Origin of the sequence: Streptococcus halichoeri, assembly GCF_009870755.1 — a bacterium.
GTDB classification, from domain to species: domain Bacteria; phylum Bacillota; class Bacilli; order Lactobacillales; family Streptococcaceae; genus Streptococcus; species Streptococcus halichoeri.
This window is the reverse complement of sequence record NZ_WLZU01000006.1, coordinates 24,339-45,915: the sequence shown is the minus strand read 5'-3', so window position 1 is coordinate 45,915 and position 21,577 is coordinate 24,339. Positions and strand designations below refer to the sequence as shown.

Below are 21,577 nucleotides of genomic sequence, written 5' to 3'. Positions count from 1 at the left end.
TCTTCTAAATCCAAGACTGCCTGTCTTGTTTTTAGAAAACGCTTGATTGCTTAAGCTTATGATGAAAGGTTGAGTTGTTTTTTGTACATCTCCTGTTCAGCTTGGTTAGCCCAGACAAAGTGGCCAGGTTTTAATTCTACCATCTGTGGCTTATCAACTGAATAATCATGCTGATCTGCCGAGTATATGACTAGTTTCTTTTGTCTTTCTAAGATAGGATCAGGAATAGGAACGGCTGACAGGAGTGATTTAGTGTAGGGATGGATGGGATTGAGAAAGAGCTCTTCGGTTTCTGCAACCTCAACAATCACTCCCTTATGGATAACCGCAATACGATCAGAGATAAAGCGTACGACTGATAAATCATGTGCAATGAACAGATAGGTCAGTCCTTTTTCTTTTTGCATCCGTTTCAAAAGGTTTAAAACCTGAGCACGCACCGAAACATCCAAGGCCGAAATCGGCTCGTCTGCAATGACAAACTCTGGATCCATGACTAAGGCACGCGCGATGCCGATCCGCTGGCGCTGTCCACCGGAAAATTCATGCGGATAACGAGACAGATGTTCAGACAACAAGCCGACCTCTGTCATGATATGATTAATTTTTGCTTTCCGATCTTCTTCGTTTTTAAACAGCTTATGATTATAAAGCCCTTCTGAGATAATATAATCTACTGTTGCTCGCTCATTTAGACTAGCAGCTGGATCTTGAAAAATCATTTGGATTTTCTTGATTAGATCAACCTGTTCTGACTTACTCTTGCTTTTGTTAATTTGTTTACCATCATAGAGAATTTGCCCTGAACTTGTCTCATTTAAACCAATGATCGCCCGGCCAATCGTTGTTTTACCACTTCCTGACTCACCAACCAAGGAAAAGGTTTCACCTCTATTGATGAAGAAATTGGCATTTTTCACCGCTACAAATTTTTTCTTTCCTTCACCGAAGGAAATTTCCAAGTCCTTAACTTCGACTAATTTCTCAGACATTTCCTTCCCCCTTATAAACATGTTTATTAGAAATTTTTTCGTGAATATTTTGGATGACCTCAGGCTTTTCAACCTTAGGGGCATCCGGATGCAGCAACCAAGTCTTGGCCCAGTGGCTGTTTGAAATGTCAAAACGAGGCACATTTTCTTCAAAGTCAATTGTCATAGCATAGCGAGAACGCGGTGCAAAGGCGTCCCCAACAATTGGAGTATACAAAGAAGGCGGGGTGCCAGGGATTGAGAATAAAACGCCTTTATCATCAGCCAACTGAGGTAAACTTGACAACAAACTCCAGGTATAAGGATGTCTAGGGTCGTAGAAAATATCTTCGACTGTGCCGTATTCTACAATGTCACCAGCATACATGACGGCGACAGTTGTCGCGATGCTGGCTACCACACCCAAATCATGAGTGATAAAGATAATGGTAAAGCCATACTCTTTTTGCAATGTCTTAAGCAAGTCAATAATTTGCGCCTGGATAGTCACATCCAAAGCCGTTGTGGGCTCATCACAGATTAAAATATCTGGTCGACAAGCCAAGGCAATGGCAATAACGATACGTTGCCGCATTCCACCTGAATACTGGAAAGGGTATTCATAAAAGCGTTTCTCAGGCTCAGGAATGCCGACTCTAGTCATATAATCAATGGCCATTTTGTAGGCTTGTGCCTTGGATTGTTTTTGGTGTTTGATAATCACTTCGGTAATCTGACTACCAATAGTCTGAATCGGGTCCAAGCTGGTCATGGGATCTTGAAAGATCGTCGCAATTTTTGCTCCGCGGATACCTTCCCAATCTTTATGATTTTTTAACTTTGTTAATTCTTGGCCCCGATAGGTGATGCTACCTGAGGCAACGCGACCATTGGATTCTAGCATGCCGGTAAAGGTCTTTGTCAACACTGATTTTCCACTACCTGATTCACCAACCACTGCTAGCACTTCTCCTTCATGTAAATCAAGTGAAATATCACGGATAGCTGTTAGCACACGATCACGAACATCAAATTCAACAACAATATTTTTTGCACTTAAAATTACTTCTTTTTTCGCTTCCATGGCTGCTCCTATCTATGAGTTCTTGGGTCACTTGCATCAGCTAAGTTTTGTCCCACAATGTATAGTGGGAGAGAAACTAAGATAAGCGTCGTAAGCGGAATCCAAAAGAGATAAGCATTTGTCGTTAAATTTGAAGAGTAGTTAGAAATCAACCGTCCCAAACTTGGCTGAGATAAGGGCAAACCAAGGCCAAAGAATGACAAGAAGGCTTCAGATGAAATGTAGGCTGGCAACAAGAGTGAGACCATCGATACAATAACAGAAACCAATTGTGGCAGGAGATTCTTACTAACTACTTTATAAGTTGGTGTGCCCAGGGTCTGACTAGCAAGATTATATTCTAAATCCCGATAACGCAGCACTTGCACGCGCACTGCGTAAGCGATACCAATCCAACCGGTCACACAAAAAGCAAAAATCAGGTTCCAAAACCCTGCACCGATAGAATAGGTGAGGACAATGATAATCAACATTTGAGGTAGATTGGAAATAATATTGTAGATTTCAATCATGACCTTATCGACTGTCTTAGAAACACCCCAAAGTCCACCAACCACAACACCAATGACCATATTAATCGCTGTTGCAATCACTGAAATCAAGATGGAGTTGCGCGCTCCATACCAAACACCATCAAATAAAGACTGGCCGTTCTTATCAGTCCCAAACCAATAGTCAGCGTTGGGTGAAATATACCGTTTGCCAAAGTCGTTAATGTTGGAAACATCCCCAAAGTCATAATTGGCAAACATGGGATAAATGAAACTCATTAAAATAATGGCGGTCAAAATAACAAGCATAAAGACCGTTGATTTCCGTGAGAAAAACTGGCGGAAAACAGATTTCCAGTAGGAATAAGAAGGGGCATCAATGACTTCTGATGCATAACTATCTAGTTCGACAAATTCAAACTTCTTTTTATCAATCTCAGCCATTATTTCCCTCCTTTGCTTGATAATTTAATCCGTGGGTCTAAAATCGTCATTAATATATCCCCTGCTAGCAATGCCAAAATAGATAAGACCGCGAAAATGAAAACCAGTCCCACTACCATTGAGTTATTGGCGGCTTTGATGGCATCAATTAACATTTTCCCCATGCCTGGAAAGGCAAAGACCGTCTCGGTCAAGGTTGCACCAGCAATCGTTGCAACAATGGCTTGAGGAATACCATTTACAATTGGCACCATGGCTTGTTTAAAAAGATGATGTTTGGAAATCTCTGCCTCTGTTAAGCCCTTAGCACGCGCAAAACGGACAAAGTCGCTCCCTTGCAAGTCCACAATATAGCGACGGAACCAGACAACTGTTCCTGGCGTCCCAAGAATCCCCAAGATAAGAGCAGGTAGCACATAAGATTTAGGATTTCCTGCCCCGAGCAAAGGAAAAGTATCAGGTAAGCCAACTTTTGAACCTAAAAATCGAATAATATAGATGAGGGCAATACTTGGCAAAGCTAACATAAAAGTTGTCACAGCCGTTGAGAAACGATCAAAAACACCATCTTTGTAATAAGCCATTAACATCCCAATTGGTAAGCCTAAAACATAAGAGAGGAGTACACCGATAATCCCAATCTTGAAGGAATTGGCAATCATAGATGGCTCAGCATGCTTATTATTGGTTGCTGTATAGGGATCTTTTGCCCCAAAGTTTGCTCGGTCACGAGCATCCGCTTGACTAGGGGACTTATAGGTACGAGAGTAGATGTCAATCGGGGAGAATTTAGTGACTCCAGTCGGGAATTTCGTTTGCTCTGACAGTGTCCGCCCCTGGCCTTGCGTGATTACCTGAATGACCGGAATATTAGCATAGGTGGGATAGGAAGTTCCAAGGTCAAAACTAACAATGTTTTGATGAATAAAAGGAAAAGCACTATTAAAATAGATCAAATATTTATGTTTGGTCCCTGAACCAACCAAAGCTGGACCGACCGCCGGATCAATTTCTGGTCGAACGTAACGTTCTAACTTAGGATTTTTTGGATCTTGAATAACCCAAGGATGATCAATCACAATCATATGGCTAAAGAAATTCCAAACCCGCTCATGAATGGGAATCTTGCGGATAGCATAAAACTCTTTACTCTCTGTAAAAGTTTTCAACTGCCAACCATGACCTAATTCTTTAAGGTATTTCTGGTAAATCTTTTTATTCTTTTGGGTAGGTTCGACGGTAACACTCTTATCCACTTTTTCAGCTCTATTTTTAAGTTCTTTACTGTTATAGTAAGTTATATAGCCCATACGCTGAAAAACCGTATTGCGATAATTGTCCTTTTTATCTGGTGTTGTGACCATCTTGTTATAATTAGGGTCTTGTTTAAAAATCAAGCTTGTCGGTACCAAGGTAAAGACAATGACATAAGTCAAGGTTGTTACCAACAAAATCGAAACCAATGACCTTAGGATGCGTTCGAATATATACTTTTTCATTCCAATCCTCATAATAAGCTCAAAAGAACTTCCTCACGTACAGAGAAAGTTCTTAATTGAACTAGCCTTATTTCTCAATATGCTTTTCTAATGACTCTTCATATTTTTTAGTTGCTTTTTCTTTAGCCTTTTCCCATTCTTTTGCGGCCTTGGCCTGTTGTTTAACTGTTACTGGCTTGTCTTGAATCTTCATGTATTTGTAATAGGTATCATCAGATTTAACACCTGCCCAACCAAAAGCATTAGAATAAGGAACAATTCTCGTAACCCTTGGTGTACCACCTAATGAAACAGTTGGAATATAAACTGCCGAATCAATAAGGGCTGCTTGGGCTTGAGCATATTTTTCATAGCGAGCTTCTTGATCATTAGTAATCTTGCTTGCCTCAGTGACCAATTGAGTAAAGTCATCTAAGCCAGCCTCTGAAACAATTGCTTGATCCTTCAAAGGTTGAATACCGATGAATTTCGTTTGGGCAGTTGGTAATTTTGAGTTAAAGATGTCAAGATAAGAACCTGGATCAGTGTAGTCAGGGCTCCAACCAGATGCTGTGTTAAGGTCCCAATCTTGTTGGGCAGGGGTTTCTGCCATATAAGTAACATTATTGTAAGTATCGCTTTGCAGCTCAACAATATCAATAACAACATTTTCCTTACCAAGTGTGTCTTCAATAGATTGCTTCATTGACTGAGCTTGCTGTAAGAGCACTGTTGCTGTTTGTTCTTGCGGCAAATCAAGGTGAATTGGGAACTGAACGCCCTGTGCTTGAAGGGCTTCCTTAGCCTTAGCTATTGCTGCCTTAGCCTTGTCTTTGTTGTAGAGGCCATCTTGAGCTTCAGCTAGATTGATACCTTTCCATTGATCACCATAGGCTGCTAAATCTTTTTCAACGATTTTACCGAAGTCTTGATCCTTGATTTGCACAAAAGCTGGTGGTACTAGCATATTTCTCAAGGATTTATCAGCACCTTCTTGACCAGCTGATTGGGCAGAATAGGATTTACGGTTAAAGCCAAAGGTCAAGGCTTGTCGGAAGTCTTTGTTTAAGATAGCTTTATGGGTATCATCTTTTTGCTTATCATTAGTCTTTTTGGTATGTCCATAAGCAGTACGATTCAAGTTAAAGGTTACAAAAAAGGTATTTGACTTTTGCGGTCCATAGGTAATGCTCTCGCCGTATTTTTTCTTAGCTGTTTTGTAAGAAGGCGTTGTCGGAAATAGCCGAGCAGCTGTGTAGGCACCCTTATCAAAGTTTCTAAAGAGCGATTCTTGGTCCTGCCCATCATAATAGGTCAGCTGAACATTATCAATGTGCACATTTTTCTTATCCCAGTAGTTTTCATTTTTCGTGAATTCAATAGAAGACTTACTGGTCAGTGAGGAGATAAGGTAAGGACCATTGTAGAGAATCGAAGAAACATCTGAAGCCTTACCAAAGTCTTTTCCTTTGGATTTTAAGAAATCAGCGTTAACCGGAGCCAAGACCCCATAGGTCAATTTGGAATTCCAGAAGTTTTCTGGTTGTTTTAAGGTATATTGAACGGTATGTTTATCTAGCGCCTTAACACCTACAGTCGAGAAATCTTTGGTTTTACCATTGATATAATCATCTAGACCAGCAATTGAGTCTTGAATAAGATAAAGAGCGTCAGAGTTCTTATCTGCAGCGTGTTTAACCCCTGTGACAAAGTCATTGGCTGTGACCTTAGCATACTCTTCGCCATCAGCCGTATACCATTTGGCATCGTCACGGAGCTTGTAAGTATAGGTCAAACCGTCTTTTGAAACAGTCCATTTTTTAGCCAAAGAAGGGATGAGATTGCCAAAACGATCATATTCGAGCAAACCATCAATGGCCTGTTGCGTGACATCACTGGTCGAAGCACGGCCTGAAATCGTATAGTCTAAGGTATCTGGGTCTTGAACGTAGACATAATTGTAAACACTGCCTTTGCTTGTTTTGTTAGAATTACCACAAGCAGCCAAGACGGATACCGATAAGACTGTAACACCGGCTACTGCTAACCATTTACCTTTTTTCATAAGCTTCTCCTAAAACTTTTTGAGCATTTTTATTTGCTAATTGAAAATATTATATCATAAATTTTAGTTAAAAAAAGAACCAAGCATAAATTTTCTGACTATTTTTTATATTACTTAAAATGAGAATTCCCAATTTTCTCGTTAAAGTGACATTTCTGTCTCTATTTACCCGTTAGAATGGCTTGTTTCTCAATTGCTTTGCCGTCAAAGCACCATACTTTAAAAAATGGTAGCGATTTACTTTTTCATCTTCTTCTGATCATTTCAACTTTTTAGTATTATTTATATGGTATAATTAACAAAATGATTAAGGAAGTTAAGGATGATTAAACAATTTACACGCCTGCTATTGCTTATGCTTTTTTTCTGTGTCAATAAGGCTCAGGCTCAATCCAAACCAATCCCATTTGCTGCTGAGAGCGGCTTTGCCTTTGAAGCTGCAACTGGTAAAATTCTCTTTGAAAAAAACAGCAATAAAGCTCTGCCTGTAGCCTCTATTAGCAAGGTGGTAACAGCCTATCTCGTCTATCAGGAAGTGCAAAAAGGGCACCTCAAATGGGACAGCCCAGTGACCATTTCTAACTACCCCTACTGGCTAACATCTCAGTATCACATTAGCAATGTTCCCTTAGACAAGCGCCAATATTCTGTTCAGGATTTACTCACAGCGATGTTAGTCACTAATGCCAATAGCCCAGCCATTGCCCTAGCTGAAGCTATTGCTGGCACAGAAGAACTTTTTGTGAAAAAAATGAACCAGCAGCTAAAAGCCTGGGGAGCAACGGATAGTAAGTTAATCAACGCCAGTGGTTTAGCCAATGAGGAGCTGGGGGAATTTGCTAAGCCGCAGCTGGCTAAGACAGCAGAAAACCAAATGTCTGCTAGTGATGTTGCCATCGCCACCTACCATTTATTGAAGGACTTCCCTCAAGTTACCCAAATCACTAGTCAAGCCAGTGCAACATTTGCTGGGCAAACCATCTTTTCCTATAACTATCTTTTACCAGGTATGCCCTACGCCCGAAAAGGTAGCCAAGGTCTTTTTTTAGGAACTTCTGCTCAGGGTCTTTCCTCATTAGTCACCAGTTCAACAGAAGGCGATCTCTCCATTGTAACGGTTTTACTAAATGTTGATCAAGGAAAAGATCAACCTACCGAACGCTTCCAGGTTGCCAATCGTTTCCTTGATGAGATTACCAAGCAATTTCAAAAGGTCACAATTCTTAAAAAAGGGCAAAGCCTGAGGCAACCTCGATTAACCGTTAAAGACAGTCCTGATAAGTTGATCCCGCTTGAGGTAGCTACAACGCTCACTGCTGTCCAACCCCGGGTAAAGGGCAAAAAGCTAACCTATCAAGTAAACAAAACACAGGCCCAGTATTTTGCCCCTTTGGCTAAGCATCAAACCGTTGCTAGCATTACGCTCGTTGATAAAAACAACATTGGAAGAGGTTACATGGGTAAGATGCCCCAAACTAAGCTTGTCACACAAAAGGCCATCCCCCGCAGCTTTTTCCTTAAAGTTTGGTGGAATCACTGGGTTGATTATGTCAACCAAAATCTATAAGTCAGCCAAGGCAGCTCACAGCAATCACACCTCTTTGAGCCAACGCAACCTTTTAGGCTTTAAAGACAAGCTGCTTGCTGCCTCAGGTTGAAGAAAAAGTCCATTTTGGACAATTTTCTTCAATCTTTTTTTCTGTGATACTAATCAAGAACTCTCAGAAGCATTGCTAGATTAACGTTTCTAAGAGTTTAGCAATTTAGCAGCTCACTTAGGCTAATTCAAAAGATGACATTCGATAGGAGTTTGTCCACGTTCTGAAGCTGCTTGCTGCCTTGCCTTCTTTTGCTAGCTCCTCACACAGAAAAAAAACACCTCTAAATTTTGACCACCTTAAACAAGCTTGATACAATAGATTGTATGAAGAAAAACCTATTATGCGCCGTGCTGATGAGTGCTTATCTTTTCCTTTTTGGTGTGCAAAGGAGCCAAGCTGCAGACCTTACTATTGACAGCCAGGCGGCAATCGCCTATGAGTATCATTCGGGCCAAGTTCTTTATGAGCATAATAGCCAAGCTAAGTTGCCTGTGGCTTCGTTAAGTAAATTACTCACCATCTACTTAACACTCTCTGAAATCAAGTCTGGCCGCCTCCAGTGGGACACACAAATACCACTTTCAGACTATGCCAAAGAACTTAATCAAAATCTCGACATTAGTAATCCTCACATGAGTAACAATAGTTACTCTGCTAAAGAACTCATCGAATCAACGCTAATTGTAAGTGCTAATAGCTCAGCAGTAGCTCTAGCCGAATACATCGCTGGCTCAGAACCACGATTTGTCGATCAGATGCTAAAGCAAGTACAGGCCTGGGGCATACGGGATGCCACGATCGTCAATGCCACCGGGCTCAATAATAGCATGCTGGGACGTCACATCTATCCTGGTTCAAAACCAGATGAAGAAAACGCCTTTAGTGCCCGCGATTTAGCCCTGATTACCCAGCATCTCCTTCATGATTTTCCAGAAATTAACACGATAACAGCTCAGCCATTTCTAAAATGGGAAAACGAACAAATGGCTAATTCCAATCTTCTTTTACCGGGGCAGACGTTTGCTCTTCAGGGGGTAGATGGCTTAAAAACAGGGACCACCGCTAAAGCCGGCCAGTCCTTACTGGCTACTGCTTCACATAATGGCATGCGCTTTGTCCTGATTTTGCTACATGCTGGTGAGGCAAACAAGGCAGATGACAAGCGATTTGTCGAAGCCAAAAAGGCACTTACCTATCTTTACGACCATTATCAAGCAACGGTTATCACACCAGCAAGCCCTATTTTGCCACAAACATGGCCGGTAAGTGGCGGCACCAAGTCCAAGCTTGCTATTTATACGCGTGGTAAGCTAACCATTATTCATCCGAAAAACCAACCTCTGGCCAGACAACATATCAAGGTTAAGCTCAGCCATGCGCAAGCTCCCATAACCAAGCAGCAAAAACTGGGCCACATGTCCTATCAGGTTGACTCTTTCTCACCGTCCTTGGCTTACCTTGACAAGCAGCCTGACCTGTCAATCTATGCCAAGGAAGATCTCCCTCGGCAAGGCTTTTGGTCGAGCATCAAAAACCGGCTTAAAACTAGCCTTTTTTATTAATAAATGATAATAAAATGAAAAAGCTCTTGTCTTGTATTAAGTAAATGGTATAATTGAGTTATATTTTATCTGATTACGACTGATACAAAGGAGTTTTTTATTTGAAAAAATTGTTTGTTTGTGTGCTGCTTGGCCTTGTCATTCTTATAGCACCATCATCCCTTGCACAAGAGCAAGAAGACATTCTAAAAATTACCCAAGATGCGGGATATACGGTTGATCCTATTAATCGGCCGAAAGCTTCTATTGTCGTCGATGCTAACTCGAGTCAGATCCTGTGGCAAGACCACATTGATGATCTTCGCGATCCAGCAAGTATGTCAAAAATGTTCACACTCTATCTCTTATTTGAAGATATGGCAAGTGGCAAGGTCTCACTTGATACTACCGTTACAGCAACTGAGACCGATCAAGCCATTAGCAAAATCTACGAAATCAGTAACAATAATATCGTGGCTGGTGTTGCCTATCCCATTAAAGACCTGATTGCCATGACTGCCGTTCCTTCTTCAAATGTTGCGACTATTATGATTGCCAACTATTTGTCCCAAAATAATGCGGGAGCATTTATTGATCGTATCAACCAAACAGCTAAAAAATTAAAAATGACCAATACGCATTTCTCTAATGCTAGTGGAGCTGCTGCGGTTTCTTTTAAGGGCTATTATAAGCCGCAAGGGTATGATCCAGAAGCACCCAATCAAACAACGGCACGTGATTTAGCAATTTTAATCTACCATATGCTAGACAGGTACCCTGAAATCCTCCAATACACTAATAAACTCGTGGTTAAAACAATGGTAGGAACGCCCTATGAAGAAGAGTTCCATTCTTATAATCATTCTTTACCAGGTGACGAGTACGGTATCCCAGGGATTGATGGCTTAAAAACAGGATCAAGCCCTACAGGTGCCTTCAATGCCATGGTAACTGGGCAACGAGATGGTCATCGTGTGATCACAATTGTGATGGGAGTTGGCGACTGGTCTGATCAAAATGGCGAATTCTATCGTCATCCCTTCATCAACGCTCTCACCGAAAAAGGATTTAAACTTTTAAAAGACCAGCCTCAGGCAAGATACGAACATTTGATTTCTGAAGCCCAAGTAACAACAGATGCTCCGCCACACGCACACAAGCACAAGCATGAGCATACCAACCATCAAAATACTCTCTTAGATCAGATTGATCACATCTTTGATCGTTATCACAATTACATTGCCATTGGTCTGGTTCTCTTTGTCTTAGTTGCTTTAATCACCATCTGGCGGACGCTTAGCAGACGCTAACAGCAATACAGCAATACAGCAATACAGCAATAAACATGACCACAATTGATACACAATAACCAGCCAATCTACTTACAAGCAAAAAAAGACTTTCTAACAGTTATGAGTGTTAGAAAGTCTTTTTTAGAAACTTAGAGGAATGGTTTGATTAGACATCAAGCTCAGCTTTAATAACTAGACTAACTACCTTATCGACAGAGGAACATTCCTGCCAGGATTTTTTGCTTGTTTAGCCAATTTTGGCAACGATCAAGCTCCTAAGCAGCTTGTGGAGCATTTTTGCTGCGCAGCTGATAGAGCCGTATGAACTAGGCTACTAAGTCAGCAAGTCTTAAAAAACAGAAAAATCAAGCTTTGCCATTCTCCTTTTACCCGCCTTAAAGCAGCAAGTCTGCCGCTTTGGGCTAGCCGGAGCGGGGCTGGCTTATCAAGTCAAGTCCGCCAAGGGTTGTAAAAGCGGCCGCCATTCACGGTAAACAGGTACAAGGTGAGCAAAAACAAACTTAGGGCCAGAGCCATGACCAGGTAATCACGCCAGTGAATCCTTTGCTGGCTATACCAGCTCCTGCGGGGATTCTTGCCAAAACGGCGCAACTCCATCGCCGTAGAAATGGTCTCAATCCGCTCTAAGGAACTAAAAATGAGAGGAAGGACAATCTGCAAGTTGCCTTTGATTCGGGTAAAGAGACTGCTTTTTGGCGACAATTCAATGCCCCGAGCTTCCTGAGCACGGCGGATGGTATAAAAGTCCTCTTGGAGATCAGGAATATAGCGGAGCGTTAAGCTGACCGCGTAAGCGATTTTATAGGGCAGGCCCAATTGATTTAAGCTAGAAGCAAACTGGCTAGGGTTGGTTGTCATTAAAAACAGCAAGGACAACGGGACCGTACAAACATATTTCAGGCTTAAATTAAAGAGATAAAATGCTTCCTCAAGGCTGAGACGATAAGGGCCAATCCCCTGAATCAATACACTTGAACTCCCATAAATGTCATCACCATACTGGGGTGCAAAGAGATAAACCATGAGCAGATTTAAACTAGCAAAAATCATCACCAGCATGAGCACAAACGAAACCTGATGCCATTTAATCTTGGCCAATCTAAATAGTACCAAGGCGCTTACAGAGACCAGGACTAAAAAGCGAGTATCATAGGTCGTCATACAAGCAGCCGACACCAGGATAAAAAACAGTAATTTACTGGCGCCTGAGAGGCGGTAAAGAAAACCGCTGCCTTCTTGATAACCAATTAAGCGATTAGCCATGGCTTGGCCCTCCTTGCTGCTGAATATACCACTGCGTTAAAGCCTGCGGTGATTGCCCAAGACGCTCTGCTAAGTCAAACAAGCTGGTCTTTTTCAAATGGGCCTGCTCAAGGAGCTCTGGCCTTGACAAAATACTAATTGGAGCATCATCTGCTACAATCCGCCCCTGATGTAGCACTAAAGCCCGATCACAATGCTCTAACATCAGCTGCATATCATGAGTAATCATTACAATGGTATGCCCTTTTTGTTTAAGCTCTTCTACAAACGACATCATTTCTAAATAATGCTTTTTGTCTTGGCCAGCTGTCGGCTCATCTAAAATAATAATAGCTGGATTGAGCACCAAAATCGAAGCAATCGTAACCCGCTTTTTTTGGCCAAAAGACAGGGCCGAAATAGGCCACTTGCGAAAAGGATACAGGTCACAAATCCTTAAAATCCGATGCACACGCTGCTTTATCTCAGCTGGATCAAGGCCTCTAAGGCGAAGGCCAAGGGCCACCTCATCAAACAGCATAGCTTGACTAATCATCTGGTTAGGATTTTGCAAAACATAACCAATGCGTTCAGCGCGTTCTTTGATCGTATCCTTGCTAATATCCTGTCCTTGATAGAGCAAATGACCAGTGTTTTCGACAAATTGGCATAAGGCCTTGGCTAGAGTTGACTTACCAGCACCATTTTGCCCAACAAGGGCCACCATTTCCCCACGTCCAAGGGTCACAGACAGCTCATCTAGGACCTTTTGCTGCTGGGCAGGGCTGACTTTGGCCTGATGATAGCTGACAGAGAGCCCAGTTACAGTGAGGACTGGAGGCTTGGGAGCGAAGTTTGGAAGCGATGTCAACGCAGGCAGGTGCAAATCTGTTAGGTCTAATTGGCTGAGCTGCAAGCCACTAGCTTGCCGCTTAAGAGGATAGCCCATCTGCTTTAAAGCCGATAAATAGAGAGGCTCTTGAATGCCATTTTCCTCTAAAAGGTTAGATTGCAACAAGCCATCAGGCTTGCCATTATAGACAATCTGACCATCATTAATGAGAACGATCCGATCTACCTCACACTGCAAGACATCTTCTAGGCGGTGTTCAATAATCAGAGTTGTGGCAGCTTGCTCATGATGAATGCGATCAATCAAGGCCATAATCTCTTGACCAGATTGCGGATCCAGATTCGCTAATGGTTCATCAAAAAGCAAGATTGGGCTGTCATCCACCAGCACGCCAGCTAAAGTAACCCGCTGCTTTTGCCCACCAGATAGGTCTTGTGGCCGTTTCTCCAAGAGCGGCAAGATCTCCAAGCGCGCTGCCCAAGCCGTTACCACTTCTTGCATGGCCGCTTTGGACAGGCCGTCATTTTCCAAAGCAAAGGCTATATCTTCAGCAACACTCAAGCCGATGAACTGGCCATCTGGATCTTGCAACACCGTGGAAACCAAATGAGACTTGTCATAAATTGACAAGCCAAATGCCTCTTGCTGATTAATCGTAAAACGACCTTGATAATGGCCTTGATGGGTGGCAGGAATGATACCATTTAAGCAATTTCCAAGCGTTGATTTGCCAGAGCCAGACGGACCAAGCAGCAATACCTTTTCCCCCTTGGCAATGGTTAAATCAATGTTTTTAAGCGTGGGTTCGGACTGCACATCATAGGTAAATGTAAAATCCTTCCATTCAATAAAATCTTTCATGACATCCTTTAACTTTAATCTTTACTCAAGCTGCCTTGCTGTGGCCTTGATTTAGCATAGGCGATCAGCAATAAACTACCACCAATGCCAATGGTCACCGCATTGACCAGACTAGATAAGATCCCTTGCGCAAAAACCTTGCTAGCCGGTTCACTATAAAAAATAATGTCACCATAAGGAGCAAGCAGCCCCCAACCAATCCCATTTGCTAGCACCTGCACGCCATTAAACAAAACCAGATCTTTTTTTGTCAGCCCTTTTGTGTGAATCGCTAGGCGCTTTGCCAGCAGGCCTATCATCAGACCAAGAAAACCGCTGACAAGCACCCAGGTCCACCAAGGTGCCCCGTATTGTAGGGAATCCTTGAGCGCATGGCCAATCACCCCAATAAAAAAGCCAACACCTGGACCATAAAGCAGCGCAAACAAGGCTAAAACAGCATATTGTAACTGCAGATTCGTATTTGGAATGGGCGTTGGGATATTGACCAACATGCCAATGATAATAAATAGGGCAGCACCAATTCCTGTCGCTACAACTTTTTTAATAGTAGAATCTTGCATCTTTTTCTCCTAAATTTTCTTAACGGCTATTCGCCAATTTGAACCGACACCGACATTATAGGCTCGGGCAAAGGAACCTTGATTAATAGCCAGTCCAAGGCGATATAGTGAATTAATATACAAAATCGGCTGACCAATGCGAACATCAGCAAATGATTTGCCATAAGTAACCTGATTTTGGTAAACCAGCATATCATCCTTATAAATGGTCACCTCAAAACGCTCACCAAATTCAGGAGTTAAGGCATAAAATTCTGCCCGAGTAATGGAAGTCCACAGCGACCCAAACCGGACATCCAAAATATCAATCGCTCCAAAAACGGTGTCATCATGGATTCGCGTTGCCACCTCTGGCAGTTCAATAATCTGATCAACAGCCAACTCTGGGCCAACTTCTTCAAAGCTAATATGACCACTCGCTAACTTAGCCCCAGTATAGGCATAGACATCCCGTCCATGAAAGGTGTAAGAGAGCTCAGTATTGCGCCTGCGATTCTTCACCTCTGAGATTTCCCGAAGCGCAGCAATGCCCACATGCCGCTTAATATAAGACAAGGTGCCGTTATCTGGTGTCACGATGTATTGACCATTCTTGGTTAAGGCCACAACACTTTTACGTTTAGAACCAACACCTGGATCCACCACAGAGACAAAGGTGGTCCCACTTGGCCAGTAATCAATCGTCTGAAACAAACGATAGGAGGCCTCAAAAATATTGTAAGGGGTAATGTCATGGGTGAGATGATAAATGCCTAAATCAGCTGCTTCTTGCAAAGCCACACCAGTCATGGCGGCCACAGCACCATCAACGCAGCCAAAATCAGATTGTAAAACTAATAAATTGTTGGCCAAATGCTTTCTCCTTATCGATCAGAATAAACTCATTTTATCAAAATAAGCAGGGCCTGAACAGTTGTTTCTTACTATGAACAGTTATAGTTATAAACTATCCTTTGCCTAATGACTGCACAAGGGGTGCTATGTTACTAAACTAGCTAGTATGAGCTGGCGCTACCTAGTCCACCTTTTCTCCTCAGCTATGACTACAGGCTTACGTGCTGGCTAAATCAGATCAGCTGCTATAGCGAGCTTAGGCCTATGTGGCTGGCTGAGCAAGGATCTAGGGCTTTTTGGCAAAAGGTAACCAGCTGAGCTTGGTCTTGGTTGCTGGGCTGAACTGTGGTAGCTGTTCTCATAGCTATGGCTATTAGCTATAGCCCCAAATGGCTAAGGCTGCTTGCTTGGCGAGATAGGACTTTTCTGCTGGAGTGATGAAGCACTCCGGCATACTGTGAGAAAACATAAACGGTCTGCTTTTTTACTTTGCTGTAGGCGTCCTGCTGCCTTGCTGCCGCTTTTTTCTGTAAGCGTCTTGCTACTTTGCTTTCTGCTGCTTTTGCTTGGGGCGTCTCGGGCGGACCAAAAAAACCAACAGTCGCTCACTGCTGGCTAATACTATTAGCAGCCACAACTAAGCACTGCTGGTTTAAACTGCTAGAACTGATATGGCTACTTCTAGCAAGCAGCGACCGCCAAAGCCCGGTCAAAGCAGTTGCATACCTATCTACCCAACTGACCCTTCCATTTCATAGGAGATAAGTCGATTGAGTTCAACAGCATACTCCATGGGTAGTTCTTTGGTAAAGGGTTCAACAAAGCCCATGACAATCATCTCGGTCGCCTCAGACTCAGTCAGACCACGGCTCATCAGGTAATAGAGCTGCTCCTCTGAGATTTTAGAGACCTTAGCCTCATGCTCAAGAGCGACTTGGGAGTTGTGAATTTCATTGAAAGGAATTGTATCAGACTTGGACAGATCATCCATTAAAATCGTGTCACATTCGATATGAGAAACCGATTTTTTGGAGTGCTTATTAAAGGTTACCTGACCACGGTAGTCAACCTTGCCGCCACCTTTAGCAATGGATTTAGAGACAATAGATGAACTGGTATGTGGTGCATTGTGAATCATTTTTGCGCCCGTGTCTTGGTGTTGCCCTTTATTAGCAAAAGCAATGGACAGCATGGTACCACGCGCACCCGGCCCATCAAGGTAAACAGAAGGGTATTTCATCGTTGTTTTCGCCCCCAGATTACCATCCACCCACTCAACCGTCGCATCTTTTTTAGCCGTTGCGCGCTTGGTCACCAGGTTATACACATTATCAGACCAATTTTGAATCGTGGTGTAGCGCATGTAGGCACCCTCTAAGGCAAAGATTTCGACAATAGCTGCATGTAGACTATTGGAAGAATAGGTAGGTGCCGTACAGCCTTCTACATAATGAACACTAGCACCTTCATCAACAATAATCAGGGTCCGTTCAAACTGGCCTGTGTTTTCATTGTTGATCCGAAAATAAGTCTGCAAGGGAATATCAACGCTAACCCCTTTAGGAACATAAATGAAGCTCCCACCAGACCACACGGCAGAATTAAGGGCAGCTAACTTGTTATCTGTTGGCGGCACCAGCTTTGCGAAATACTGTTTGAACAAATCAGGGTATTCTTTGAGTGCAGAATCCGTATCTGTAAAGATAATTCCTAGTTTATCATATTCATCCTTCATATTATGGTAAACCACTTCGGATTCATACTGAGCAGAAGCACCCGCTAGATAAGCACGCTCAGCCTCAGGAATGCCAATGCGCTCAAAGGTTTCCTTGATTTTATCAGGGACCTGATCCCAGTCGCGAGCAGGCTTATCCAAAGCTTTTTGATAATAAATAATATCATCAAAATCAATATCAGACAAATCAGCACCCCAAGTTTGCATTGGCATTTTATGAAAGGTTTCTAGTGATTTAAGACGAAAATCCAACATCCACTCAGGTTCCCCTTTAGCAGCAGACAACTCTCGGACCACTGCTTCACTCAAGCCCTTACCAGTGGAGTAAATCGGCTCAACATCATCATGAAAACCAAATTTATACTCTCCCAGATCAATTGGTTTGGGATCTACTTTTTCAATTGTTTCGGACATGTGTCCCCTTTCTACTATGATAGAAAATGATTCCTTACTACGAACCAAAGCTCCTAAGTTTGACTGAACAGGCCATATGAACCCCCGCCTCATCAGCTTATAGATGATTAAAGCTTGCATTAGCCCCTATGCGTTAACACAAGCCCTTGGCCTTAAGTAGTTGGTAGCTCAGTTAACCGAATCACGCTCAATCGCCTTTTTCAAAGCATTCCATGCCAAGGTAGCACACTTAATTCGTTGGGGAAATTTTGCTACCCCTGCTAGACATTCCGCATCGCCCAGCTCTTTAGCTTGCGCAGGCGCCTGACCCTGCACCAGCTGGGAGAAGGTCTCCGCTAAAGCTAACGCTTGTGCTTTAGTTTTACCGATAACAGCATCCGTCATCATACTAGAAGAAGCTGTTGAAATCGTGCAACCATGCCCAGAAAAAGCAATATCAGCAATCTGCTCACCCTCAAACTGAACCGACAAAGCAATCACGTCCCCACAAGTGGGGTTATTGAGCTGGATTTGCTCAACCCCGGCCAGGCTCCCATGATGGTGGGGATGTTTGGAATGATCAGCAACCAGGGCCATATACAAGCTATCTAACCTAGAGAGTGCCATTGAAAAACTCCTTCGTTTTTAAGATCGCATCCACCAAGCGATCACAATCTTCTGTGGTGTTGTATAGGTAAAAGCTGGCGCGCACGGTGGCATGGAGACCCAGATAAGCGATGAGCGGTTGGGCGCAATGGTGGCCAGCACGAACGGCCACGCCTTCATAATCAAGGGCAGTTGCAACATCATGCGGATGTAGACCAGCCAGATTAAAAGCAAGCACCGAGTGGTGCTGCGCAGGATCTTTGGGACCATAGAGGGTGAGTCCCTCAATAGCCTCAAGCTTTGGCAAAACATAGGCCATCAGCGCCTGCTCGTGGGCGTAAATAGCATCCATCCCAAGGTCCATCAAGTAATCAATGGCTGCGCCTAGACCAATAGCACCTGCAATATGCGGAGTCCCAGCTTCCAATTTCCAGGGCAATTCCTTCCAGCTAGCCTCCTGCTCATAAACAAAGTCAATCATCTCCCCACCAAATTCGATTGGCGACATGGCTTGAAGCAGGGCCTCCTTGCCATAAAGGACACCAATCCCAGTTGGCCCCAACATCTTGTGACCAGATAAGGTGAAAAAGTCACAATCTAGATCCTGCACATCAATCTTTTGATGCGGTGCTGACTGCGCACCATCAACAACCAGATAGGCCCCGACCTGGTGGGTCAAGGCAGCAAGTTCCTTAATCGGATTGCGACAGCCCAAAACATTGGAAACATGAGCCAGGCTGACAAACTTCGTCTTTGGAGATAATTTGGCAGCAAAGTCCTCCAAATCTAAAGCCCCCTCCCTGAGATGGGCAAAGACCAGCTTGGCGCCTGTTTTTTGGCAAGCTTGCTGCCAGGGGATGATATTTGAATGGTGCTCCATAATCGAAATCAGCACTTCATCTCCTGCCTCAAGCAGCCCTTCAGCAAACTTAGCCACCCAATTAAGACCCGTCGTCGTCCCTCTGGTAAAGATAATTTCCCTGCTAGATGCGGCGTTTAAAAAGGTTTTGACCTTGCTGCGAGCAGCTTCGTAACGACTCGTTGCCCGCTCGGCCAAGCTGTGGACGCCGCGGTGTACATTCGCATTATCTTGCTGATAGTAAGCTTGGAGTGTTTGGATAACCTGCTTAGGTTTTTGGCTGGTCGCCGCACTATCCAGATAAACCAAACTTTCATCATTGACCACTTGATGTAAAATCGGAAAATCAGTTGCTATTTTTCTTGCATCTAACACATTGCCTCCTTTACTAGCGTGTCGCTAACTTCTGATCTAAGACCTCGATAATCTGCTCACGAACTGCCCTAACGGGAATCTCCGTAATGACCGTACCTAAGAAGCCGCGGATGACCAGTTTTTCTGCTGTTTCTTGATCCAAACCACGACTCATCAAATAATACATATCTTCGGGATCAACCTGACCAATAGAAGCCGCATGACCGGCTGTCACTTCATTTTCATCAATGAGCAAAATCGGGTTAGCATCACTACGTGCCTTATCTGATAGCATCAGGACACGGCTTTCTTGCTGAGCATCGGCTCCCTTTGCCCCTTTGATGATATGACCAATACCATTAAAGGTCAAAGTCGCCCGCTCCAAAATCACCCCGTGTTGCAGAATGTGGCCCACTGAGTTCTTTCCATAATTGGTCACACGGGTATCAATCCCCTGGACCTGTCGGCCACTAGAAGCGGCAACAACCTTTAGATCAGCATGGCTGCCATGGCCCAACAAATCACTATCAAAATCGGCAATCACATTGCCTTCATTTAGCACCGCAAGGGCCCAATCAATAGCAGCATCTTGCTCTAGCCGTCCCCGTCGACTAATAAAGGTCGTCACGTGCTCTCCCAGCTGATCAATCGCTGAAAATTTAATTTGGCTGCCAGCTTGAGCAATTACCTCCACAGAAATATTAGCGCTGCTTTTGACAGGAGTGGTTCCATAAGACTGTAATTGCTCCAGATAGGAAAAACGACTGCCCTTGCCAGCAATAATCAGAACATGCTTATTAAATGGTACCGAACTAGTAGCATCCTGGTAAAAGATGCTCTCAATCGGCTCAGCAATTTCCACAAAATCCGGTACATAGAGAACTGCAGCACTGTTAAAATAAGCCGCATGGTAAGCAGCCAAGCGATCCTCATCAAAGGCGCGCGCTGTCCCAAAGTAGGTTTCAATAATCTGAGGAATCTCCGCTAAAGCGGAGTAAAAATCCGTAAAGACCACACCCTTTTCTACCAGCTCATAGGGGAGCTGCTCAAAGACGGTCTGGGTACCAACCTGGACTAGCTTAGGACCACTCCCAGTGTTGACAAAATCAGGAACCGCGCCAATGGCCTCGTTATCAGCAATCGTCCCGTCACCAAGGTCCCACCGGTGAAACTTGACCCGTTCAATATGGGGCAAGGGCAGATCAGCAATCTGCTCAAAGGCCTTGAGACGGTAATCTTGTAGCCACTTGGGTTCAGCCTTGGCTTGTGAAAATTGCACTAGTGATTCTTTTGACATTTGTAACTCCTTTGCTTTTTTGTCGAAGTAACAAATTAAACTTCTTCATGGTAATCAAGACCAAGTTCCTCAGCAATCTGGGCATAGCCTTCTTTTTCAAGGCGCGCTGCTAACTCTGGTCCGCCAGAAAGGACAATCCGCCCATCCATCATCACGTGAACCTTATCTGGTTGGATGTAATTCAAGAGGCGTTGGTAGTGGGTGATAATCATCGCCCCAAAGTTTGGCCCCCGCATGGCATTAACACCCTTTGAGACCACTTTTAAGGCATCAATATCAAGGCCCGAATCAATCTCATCAAGCAGGGCAAACTTAGGTTCTAACATGAGTAGCTGCAAAATCTCATTTCGCTTCTTTTCACCGCCAGAAAAGCCTTCATTAAGATAGCGCTCGGCCATTTCTTCTTTCATGCCAAGCAAAGCCATTTTGTCGTCTAATTTGCTGATAAAATCGCGTACTGAGATTTTATCGTCATCAGCCTTGCCAGCATTCATAGCTGCTCGGATAAATTCGGCATTGGTAATGCCAGGAATTTCAGCCGGATACTGCATGGCGAGAAAAAGGCCCAGCCGTGCCCGTTCATCTACCTCAAGTTCCAGGATATTGACACCATCCAAGCGAATCTCTCCTTGGGTAACTTGGTAATTGGGATTACCCATAATGGCAGCAGACAGTGTGGACTTTCCTGTGCCATTTGGTCCCATAATGGCGGCAATTTCACCCGTTTCTAAGCTTAAATTGAGACCTTTTATGATTTCTTTTTCCTCAATGGAAACATGTAAATCAATGATTTCAAGCGTTGACATCTTACACCTCATTTATTTCTAACAGGCCCTTTGAAGGCCTGTTTCACTTTTAACATCACTATTTCATTATAACAAAAAAAGCCTATAATGGCTTTCTGACGAACCAGGACTAGCCTACTTAGCCTAAAAAAGCCAGGCGGGACTACCAAGGGCTAGGAGGCAAGAGCTAGTCTAGCACAGCCAGGA

At 43.5% G+C, this 21,577-nt stretch carries 17 protein-coding genes; 3 read left to right on the top strand and 14 right to left on the bottom strand.

Going from position 1 to position 21,577, the window contains the following annotated elements:
• Window positions 1-56 precede the first annotated feature (56 nt).
• The 5 genes from GWD08_RS02795 to GWD08_RS02775 form a co-directional block, all read right to left on the bottom strand.
• Window positions 57-992: an ATP-binding cassette domain-containing protein gene (locus tag GWD08_RS02795; RefSeq protein ID WP_159564115.1), complete on the bottom strand. Its 936-nt coding sequence runs from the start codon at window positions 990-992 to the stop codon at window positions 57-59.
• The gene (locus GWD08_RS02790; protein WP_159564114.1) at window positions 985-2,055 is read right to left on the bottom strand and encodes an ABC transporter ATP-binding protein; all 1,071 of its coding nucleotides are present in this window, start codon (window positions 2,053-2,055) and stop codon (window positions 985-987) included. The genes GWD08_RS02795 and GWD08_RS02790 overlap by 8 nt, the downstream gene beginning before the upstream one ends.
• A gap of 8 nt (window positions 2,056-2,063) precedes the next feature.
• Entirely contained in the window at window positions 2,064-2,990 is a 927-nt protein-coding gene (gene oppC / locus GWD08_RS02785) for an oligopeptide ABC transporter permease OppC (RefSeq protein WP_159542918.1), read from the bottom strand.
• The gene (locus GWD08_RS02780) at window positions 2,990-4,489 is read right to left on the bottom strand and encodes an ABC transporter permease (RefSeq protein ID WP_159542921.1); all 1,500 of its coding nucleotides are present in this window, start codon (window positions 4,487-4,489) and stop codon (window positions 2,990-2,992) included. The genes oppC and GWD08_RS02780 overlap by 1 nt, the downstream gene beginning before the upstream one ends.
• Window positions 4,490-4,556: 67 nt before the next feature.
• The gene (locus GWD08_RS02775; RefSeq protein WP_159564113.1) at window positions 4,557-6,533 is read right to left on the bottom strand and encodes a peptide ABC transporter substrate-binding protein; all 1,977 of its coding nucleotides are present in this window, start codon (window positions 6,531-6,533) and stop codon (window positions 4,557-4,559) included.
• A gap of 322 nt (window positions 6,534-6,855) precedes the next feature.
• Here GWD08_RS02775 and pbp3 point away from each other — a divergent pair, with 322 nt between their 5' ends.
• The 3 genes from pbp3 to GWD08_RS02760 all read left to right on the top strand — a co-directional run bounded on the left by pbp3 (window position 6,856) and on the right by GWD08_RS02760 (window position 10,985).
• Entirely contained in the window at window positions 6,856-8,100 is a 1,245-nt protein-coding gene (pbp3, locus tag GWD08_RS02770) for a D-alanyl-D-alanine carboxypeptidase PBP3 (protein WP_159564112.1), read from the top strand.
• A 357-nt stretch (window positions 8,101-8,457) separates the two neighbouring features.
• Window positions 8,458-9,696 (top strand): serine hydrolase, encoded by a 1,239-nt coding sequence (locus GWD08_RS02765; RefSeq protein ID WP_159564111.1) that lies wholly within the window; start codon window positions 8,458-8,460, stop codon window positions 9,694-9,696.
• A 140-nt stretch (window positions 9,697-9,836) separates the two neighbouring features.
• Window positions 9,837-10,985 (top strand): D-alanyl-D-alanine carboxypeptidase family protein, encoded by a 1,149-nt coding sequence (locus GWD08_RS02760; protein ID WP_425280426.1) that lies wholly within the window; start codon window positions 9,837-9,839, stop codon window positions 10,983-10,985.
• Between the two features lie 432 nt (window positions 10,986-11,417).
• On the opposite strand, the gene GWD08_RS02755 is transcribed toward GWD08_RS02760, so the two are convergent.
• From GWD08_RS02755 to sufC, 9 genes are all read right to left on the bottom strand, one after another.
• Window positions 11,418-12,251: an energy-coupling factor transporter transmembrane component T family protein gene (locus GWD08_RS02755; RefSeq protein ID WP_159542933.1), complete on the bottom strand. Its 834-nt coding sequence runs from the start codon at window positions 12,249-12,251 to the stop codon at window positions 11,418-11,420.
• Window positions 12,244-13,944 (bottom strand): ABC transporter ATP-binding protein, encoded by a 1,701-nt coding sequence (locus GWD08_RS02750; protein ID WP_159564110.1) that lies wholly within the window; start codon window positions 13,942-13,944, stop codon window positions 12,244-12,246. Before GWD08_RS02750 ends, GWD08_RS02755 begins: the two co-directional genes overlap by 8 nt.
• A 14-nt stretch (window positions 13,945-13,958) precedes the next feature.
• Entirely contained in the window at window positions 13,959-14,507 is a 549-nt protein-coding gene (locus GWD08_RS02745; RefSeq protein WP_159564109.1) for an ECF-type riboflavin transporter substrate-binding protein, read from the bottom strand.
• A gap of 9 nt (window positions 14,508-14,516) precedes the next feature.
• Complete coding sequence (locus GWD08_RS02740; RefSeq protein WP_159564108.1) at window positions 14,517-15,359, bottom strand: SAM hydrolase/SAM-dependent halogenase family protein; 843 nt, start codon at window positions 15,357-15,359, stop codon at window positions 14,517-14,519.
• 712 nt (window positions 15,360-16,071) lie between these two features.
• Window positions 16,072-17,490: a Fe-S cluster assembly protein SufB gene (gene sufB / locus GWD08_RS02735; RefSeq protein ID WP_159564107.1), complete on the bottom strand. Its 1,419-nt coding sequence runs from the start codon at window positions 17,488-17,490 to the stop codon at window positions 16,072-16,074.
• 168 nt (window positions 17,491-17,658) lie between these two features.
• The gene (sufU, locus tag GWD08_RS02730) at window positions 17,659-18,096 is read right to left on the bottom strand and encodes a Fe-S cluster assembly sulfur transfer protein SufU (RefSeq protein WP_159564106.1); all 438 of its coding nucleotides are present in this window, start codon (window positions 18,094-18,096) and stop codon (window positions 17,659-17,661) included.
• Window positions 18,083-19,309, bottom strand: a complete 1,227-nt coding sequence (locus tag GWD08_RS02725; RefSeq protein WP_159564105.1) for a cysteine desulfurase — start codon at window positions 19,307-19,309, stop codon at window positions 18,083-18,085. Before GWD08_RS02725 ends, sufU begins: the two co-directional genes overlap by 14 nt.
• Before the next feature lie 13 nt (window positions 19,310-19,322).
• Window positions 19,323-20,585 (bottom strand): Fe-S cluster assembly protein SufD, encoded by a 1,263-nt coding sequence (sufD, locus tag GWD08_RS02720; RefSeq protein ID WP_159542954.1) that lies wholly within the window; start codon window positions 20,583-20,585, stop codon window positions 19,323-19,325.
• A 35-nt stretch (window positions 20,586-20,620) separates the two neighbouring features.
• Window positions 20,621-21,391: a Fe-S cluster assembly ATPase SufC gene (sufC, locus tag GWD08_RS02715; RefSeq protein WP_159542957.1), complete on the bottom strand. Its 771-nt coding sequence runs from the start codon at window positions 21,389-21,391 to the stop codon at window positions 20,621-20,623.
• Window positions 21,392-21,577 lie beyond the last annotated feature (186 nt).

What these genes read in the sequence shown, in the direction of transcription:
- GWD08_RS02795 (WP_159564115.1), bottom strand. Translation starts at nt 992, where the DNA reads ATGTCTGAGAAATTAGTCGAAGTTAAGGACTTGGAAATTTCCTTCGGT.
- GWD08_RS02790 (WP_159564114.1), bottom strand. Translation starts at nt 2,055, where the DNA reads ATGGAAGCGAAAAAAGAAGTAATTTTAAGTGCAAAAAATATTGTTGTT.
- oppC (WP_159542918.1), bottom strand. Translation starts at nt 2,990, where the DNA reads ATGGCTGAGATTGATAAAAAGAAGTTTGAATTTGTCGAACTAGATAGT.
- GWD08_RS02780 (WP_159542921.1), bottom strand. Translation starts at nt 4,489, where the DNA reads ATGAAAAAGTATATATTCGAACGCATCCTAAGGTCATTGGTTTCGATT.
- GWD08_RS02775 (WP_159564113.1), bottom strand. Translation starts at nt 6,533, where the DNA reads ATGAAAAAAGGTAAATGGTTAGCAGTAGCCGGTGTTACAGTCTTATCG.
- pbp3 (WP_159564112.1), top strand. Translation starts at nt 6,856, where the DNA reads ATGATTAAACAATTTACACGCCTGCTATTGCTTATGCTTTTTTTCTGT.
- GWD08_RS02765 (WP_159564111.1), top strand. Translation starts at nt 8,458, where the DNA reads ATGAAGAAAAACCTATTATGCGCCGTGCTGATGAGTGCTTATCTTTTC.
- GWD08_RS02755 (WP_159542933.1), bottom strand. Translation starts at nt 12,251, where the DNA reads ATGGCTAATCGCTTAATTGGTTATCAAGAAGGCAGCGGTTTTCTTTAC.
- GWD08_RS02750 (WP_159564110.1), bottom strand. Translation starts at nt 13,944, where the DNA reads ATGAAAGATTTTATTGAATGGAAGGATTTTACATTTACCTATGATGTG.
- GWD08_RS02745 (WP_159564109.1), bottom strand. Translation starts at nt 14,507, where the DNA reads ATGCAAGATTCTACTATTAAAAAAGTTGTAGCGACAGGAATTGGTGCT.
- sufB (WP_159564107.1), bottom strand. Translation starts at nt 17,490, where the DNA reads ATGTCCGAAACAATTGAAAAAGTAGATCCCAAACCAATTGATCTGGGA.
- sufU (WP_159564106.1), bottom strand. Translation starts at nt 18,096, where the DNA reads ATGGCACTCTCTAGGTTAGATAGCTTGTATATGGCCCTGGTTGCTGAT.
- sufD (WP_159542954.1), bottom strand. Translation starts at nt 20,585, where the DNA reads ATGTCAAAAGAATCACTAGTGCAATTTTCACAAGCCAAGGCTGAACCC.
- sufC (WP_159542957.1), bottom strand. Translation starts at nt 21,391, where the DNA reads ATGTCAACGCTTGAAATCATTGATTTACATGTTTCCATTGAGGAAAAA.